The sequence below is a fragment of the Fibrobacter sp. genome (assembly GCF_045112255.1).
Taxonomy (GTDB): Bacteria; Fibrobacterota; Fibrobacteria; order Fibrobacterales; family Fibrobacteraceae; genus Fibrobacter.
This window is the reverse complement of the sequence record NZ_JBGUHR010000131.1, coordinates 1-4,747: the sequence shown is the minus strand read 5'-3', so window position 1 is coordinate 4,747 and position 4,747 is coordinate 1. Positions and strand designations below refer to the sequence as shown.

Below are 4,747 nucleotides of genomic sequence, written 5' to 3'. Positions count from 1 at the left end.
TTGGGAGTACTTCTACTGGGCAAAAGCTCACGGCTTTACCCCATACGGCGGCGAGAGCAAGCAAGACGAGCAAGCCATCTTTGAGCTGAACATTCAGCAAATCCGCAACGAGTGGAAAACTCAACAGCGGGAATGGAGCGAGTGGCTTGACAAGGCTATGAATCCATGATATAATCTAGTTGGCACGACGGACGAAAGTCTATCATCAAGTAACAAAGGGCGACGGTAAGGCGAGAGCCGAACCGCCGTCTTTTGTTATGCTTTGTGCAGACAAAGAAACAAGCACCTATGACGCGCGGAACTCCTTTGCTCATAGGTGCTTTTTTCTATTTCAACGCGGAGGAAATAAAAATCAACTCGAATGGAGGTATTACCGAAAAGATGAAGCAGTGAAGAAACCCCCGCGTAGAAAAAGCATATTCAATTCACCGACCGACTATAATCTAAAAACCAGACTTCATACATTCATGAAAACACCCTATCAACACCCCTCCCGTCCCCGCAATCTTGCGGGGAGGCGGCACTCCGAACGAGCGTAAATCTCCCGTGTAAAGTGTGTAATGTGTGGGAAAGGTTCTATTCAATTATAGGAACATCAGCCCAAGCAGAGCCGTTGACAAAACGGCATCAAACGGAAGCTCGATTGAATCAAAACCCTATATTTTGTATAATTGAGGGGAGAAAAACTCTCGGGGAGTTTTTCTCCCCTCAACTACAAGCCCCATTCGGGGTACAAAATATGGATTTTGCTCCAATCGTCCACCCGAAAGACCGTCGCGGTCGTCTGGGCTGATTTCGTTATTTCGTTTTTTCTCACCTCGCTATCATCAAGTGTCTACATGATACACTATCGAGCCGCGTTTGTCAACCTTAAAATTAGCGGCTCAATCCGTTCGAGTACTTTTTCGGCGACGTATTCAGCGAAAACCATAGCCGTCTGACTGTGTGCGTTCAGCGGCGCGGCACCTTGTGCCCGTCCTGTTTTTGCTCCCGTGGCGATTTCGGCAGCGTTCTGTTTCTGTCCGTCGTCGGTTTTCTCGGAGCCGTCGTTTTTCTCGGCTCGCAAAAACGCGCCGCCCCGAATCCCCTCGGAAGCCGTCAGCAAGTCGGCAAAGGCGTAAATCAGAGTAGTGCTTAGTCTGTCGTGTTGCAGATCTTTTTGAACTTGTGCAAGCCCGTTATCCTTGAAATCCTCAACGGCGTAAGTTTTGCGGGCACTATGCGGTGCCACGTTTCCCGCGATACCAAGCCGTTTTACAGCTTTTTTCACGTCGCGCCAGACTGCTTGCCTTGTCCTCGGCTTGTCACCAAAACGCCCATCAAAGAGCCGCCCATTATTGGCGACCTGCAGAAGCCGTTTTGCGAGGTCTGCGCTTATAACTTTTTTATCAGGTTTTCCCGTTTTCATCGAAACACAAGAGAGCGTTCTCCCCTTTAGGTCGGACACTCTCAAATGTAACACGTCGTCTATACGCCAGCCCGTTTCAAGGCTCGTTCGCAACGCCAGCGCGTTTTCATACTGCATCGCGGCATAGAGCTTATTATAAATCGCTGGCTTAAGGTAAATCGTACGCGCCAGTTTACAGCACCCCCCATATGCTTATTATAGCACGTTATCGGGCGCGTGTCACGTGTTTACAGTCCTGAGTATGTAAATTCAGAATTTTCCCCAAAAGCGCGTCACGGGCGTTTCTGGTGCATTTCCGCACTGATTACGCCCCAGTCGGCGACAGCGTGAGAAACTTCCCACATTGTCATATCCTCATCATCGGTTTTAACCTCGCGGCAAATCGGCATGCAGTTTGAATGGTAATAGTTACCGAGCACCACACCAACGGCGCAACAGCAAGCCCGCATAACCTCTTTCGGAACATCAAGACTTGACATCAGAATCTTGTAGTATTTCGTCGGCACTTCTATCATGTGTTATAGCTTCTCCTTTATCATCGAATTTTATCACTTTAAACCGACCGCCCGCACAGTCGAACTCATAGGTTATTTGTCCGAGCTTATCGAAGCCGCCACGGCAATACTCACAGACAGGCAAGGCAAGTTTGCCACCCGAATAATACCACCGCCCGCCGATTTTCTCGGAACCTTTTGCAATATATTTCCCGATATATCGAGCGACCGCAAGCCGTTCACCATACGTCATAATCGCGGTCGAGAAGCCAAGTGTCCAGTCGGAAACATTGTAGACCGTGTGACGTTGTTCCAGCGGGATTCCTTTTCGGTCGGCGGTTGCAACCTTAATCGGGCGTTTATGCCCCTGCACCGAAACCGTCCCACTGTCTACAAGTTTGAGCGCGGACGAATTGCAGAGGAAATGGAAATGAAAACCGCCCTTTTTGTGCAACTCGGGCACCCCGAGATAGATTAGACCGTTCCGTCGCACCCTGTTATCTAGGTAAGTATTCAGCCGTTTGATTACCGCCCCGTAATCGTCGCGGCTGATTTTCTCCCCGTCGAGAGTCAGAGTAACAAAGCAGTCGAAGTCATTACACAAGATATAATCCTGCATTTTTCCGACAGCTCGACGTTTCGAGCGTTCAAGGTTTTCCTCGGGGTGTCGTTCGGGCTTATAAGCCCCAGAACGAGGAAACGCACCGCCGTATAACTCGGCGTTCGTCTGTTCATAATCAAGCCGCCATTCCACGGCTTTAGTATACTCCGAAACATGTACACCGCTAGGATTGAATATCAAGCGGTTACAATAGAGGATCTCCAAAGGAGTCAGTGAACCGTCAGACTCACGACGGTATTTGACACGACCGTTATATAATGCATCCTTGTCAGTCAGCATAAGACCATTAATTGACATACCATGACGGAATAATGTCCTATATATCAAGTAATAGAGCGCGACCCCACAGAACAAAAAAACGACAAGAATTTACATATCTTTCACATAATAATGACGGTAATCCCGCGAACCGTCGCCATAATCAATTAATGAGTCAGCCGTGAGCAAGTCGCAGATGCGCATAGCCTGTTCATAAGTGGGAACAGAAAGCCAGAGATCCGCACGAAACTCTTGGGAGATAAAGGCATCCCGCTTAGTGATAGAGTCGATATGTTCACGATAAAAGACTTGAAAGTGGTTGAAAGGCGGTAAACCAGCCAAATGAAACACCTCCTAACTTTGTTGAAGTAGACCGCCGTCAGCGGGCAAGACGCTGACGGCTCCGCCGGCAAAAGAGGAAACAACGGGTTCGCGGCGGCTTTGGCGAACTCTCGTCGCCGCCGTGGAAAGCGACTTCTAGAGGAAACGTTGGTGCGTGCCGTCAAACCGTCCGATGCCCCAGCGGGAAAACGTTCCTTGACTGCTCCTAGGCAAAATCGGTACCGCGCAACGCCAAACCACGGCGTAAACCGTCCGCGCAAAACCCCCATTATGTCAGACTTGCGGGTCGGGCAACCCTCAAAAAATTTCCAAATTGGCAATAGCAATTTGCAAAATCGAGCAAAAAAAAGCGATTATCAAAGGTTTATTTCTTGGTTTCCGTTTTGTCATTAGCAAATGACAAAACAAAAACCCATACTGCCTAAAATTTCTTTTTTGCTATTGCCAACTTTGGAAAATTTTTTGCCCGCAAGCGGCTACGGGGTTGCCCTTATACCCAGACCTTACAGACTTTTTCAAGTTACACTCTCGGCATTCATCTTATCAAGGGGTGCTCTAAAAGTCGGTATCTTTTGTCTGTTCGGGCGGTCGGGTGACCGTCTGCTCTTGTGGGGGTGTTGCGGCGCGGGCGGTTCTTGTTCGTGCTAGCTTGTTTCTGGGTGGTGTTTCCCGTGTTGTTTTTCCGTGTTGTTGGTCGTGTTTGGCGTTGGTGGTCGTCGGGTTCCCTGTCGGTGGCGGGCGGCTTCTCGCTGTTCCCGGGGCTGTTCCTCGTTTGGTTGGCGGTCGGGGTTGTTCTCTGTCCGTTGTTCGTCGTCTGGGCGGTTCTCCGTCGGCTGTTGTTCGTTCGGTTCCCTCGTCCTGCTTTTTGGGCGGTTCGGGGTTGTCCCGTGTGGGCGGCTCGGGGTTGGGTCGTTGTTCCTGCTGGTTCTCTGTCGGCTGTTCGGGCTTCTTGGTTCGTCGGGGCTGTCCGTCCTGCGGTTGTCTGCCGTCGTTCGGGCGTGGTTCTGTTCTTTTGGGCGTGGCTGGGTTCTCCTGCCGCGCCTGCCGCCTAACGGCGGCGCGCGGAAAAAAAACGCAAACAAAGGAGAATGCAAAATGAAAGTATCAGAAATCTACACAAGAGCAATGTTTTTCACAGAGGACTTAATGAGAGTAACGCAAGAGCGTATCAAGGAGCTTTGTTGGGAGTACTTCGACTCGTACGAAGAAAACACGGGAGCCGAGAAAGAGGAACTCGAAAGCGACCTCGAACTTGAACTTGACGTTCTCCGCGACCTCCGCAGGGAATACGAAGAAATCAGACGCGACCGCGACACGCTCAGAGAGGAAAGCGGAATCAGACCATACAGCACAGCTGACGACGGAAGCGTCATTTTTGAAGGAGATGTAATCAATGACACAGACAACATGTAACCTAGAGTACATCGGCAAAAACCCTGTTGACGTGCACGCGACAGAATTTACCATTCTGCCGTATGCAGATTACCGAGCGATTTTCAAATACAAGCCAGCACCCGTTCCGTCTTGGAGCGGGTTTTGGGAGTACTTCTACTGGGCAAAAGCTCACGGCTTTACCCCATACGGCGGCGAGAGCAAGCAAGACGAGCAAGCCATCTTTGAGCT

At 50.1% G+C, this 4,747-nt stretch carries 7 protein-coding genes; 3 read left to right on the top strand and 4 right to left on the bottom strand.

The features are described from left to right. Nucleotides 1-847: 847 nt before the first annotated feature. The 4 genes from ACJMM9_RS16855 to ACJMM9_RS16840 all read right to left on the bottom strand — a co-directional run bounded on the left by ACJMM9_RS16855 (nucleotide 848) and on the right by ACJMM9_RS16840 (nucleotide 3,124). The gene (locus tag ACJMM9_RS16855; RefSeq protein ID WP_405329625.1) at nucleotides 848-1,549 is read right to left on the bottom strand and encodes a tyrosine-type recombinase/integrase; all 702 of its coding nucleotides are present in this window, start codon (nucleotides 1,547-1,549) and stop codon (nucleotides 848-850) included. Between the two features lie 131 nt (nucleotides 1,550-1,680). Continuing rightward, nucleotides 1,681-1,857 carry a hypothetical protein gene (locus tag ACJMM9_RS16850; protein WP_405329622.1) on the bottom strand — a complete coding sequence of 59 codons (177 nt, stop codon included), beginning with the start codon at nucleotides 1,855-1,857 and terminating at the stop codon, nucleotides 1,681-1,683. Between the two features lie 16 nt (nucleotides 1,858-1,873). Further along, nucleotides 1,874-2,803: a hypothetical protein gene (locus ACJMM9_RS16845; RefSeq protein ID WP_405329619.1), complete on the bottom strand. Its 930-nt coding sequence runs from the start codon at nucleotides 2,801-2,803 to the stop codon at nucleotides 1,874-1,876. 90 nt (nucleotides 2,804-2,893) lie between these two features. Beyond that, nucleotides 2,894-3,124, bottom strand: coding sequence for a hypothetical protein (locus tag ACJMM9_RS16840; protein WP_405329616.1), 231 nt, complete (start codon nucleotides 3,122-3,124; stop codon nucleotides 2,894-2,896). Nucleotides 3,125-4,011: 887 nt separating this feature from the next. Here ACJMM9_RS16840 and ACJMM9_RS16835 point away from each other — a divergent pair. The 3 genes from ACJMM9_RS16835 to ACJMM9_RS16825 form a co-directional block, all read left to right on the top strand. Beyond that, nucleotides 4,012-4,176, top strand: coding sequence for a hypothetical protein (locus ACJMM9_RS16835; RefSeq protein WP_405329613.1), 165 nt, complete (start codon nucleotides 4,012-4,014; stop codon nucleotides 4,174-4,176). A 94-nt stretch (nucleotides 4,177-4,270) separates the two neighbouring features. Beyond that, entirely contained in the window at nucleotides 4,271-4,537 is a 267-nt protein-coding gene (locus ACJMM9_RS16830; protein ID WP_405329610.1) for a hypothetical protein, read from the top strand. Continuing rightward, a partial coding sequence (locus ACJMM9_RS16825; protein ID WP_405329607.1) for a hypothetical protein occupies nucleotides 4,518-4,747 on the top strand: 230 nt, incomplete at its 3' end. The genes ACJMM9_RS16830 and ACJMM9_RS16825, both read left to right, overlap by 20 nt.

Coding starts and splice junctions, on each gene's coding strand:
- ACJMM9_RS16850 (WP_405329622.1), bottom strand. CDS start 1,857: ATGCGGGCTTGCTGTTGCGCCGTTGGTGTGGTGCTCGGTAACTATTAC.
- ACJMM9_RS16845 (WP_405329619.1), bottom strand. CDS start 2,803: ATGCTGACTGACAAGGATGCATTATATAACGGTCGTGTCAAATACCGT.
- ACJMM9_RS16830 (WP_405329610.1), top strand. CDS start 4,271: ATGAGAGTAACGCAAGAGCGTATCAAGGAGCTTTGTTGGGAGTACTTC.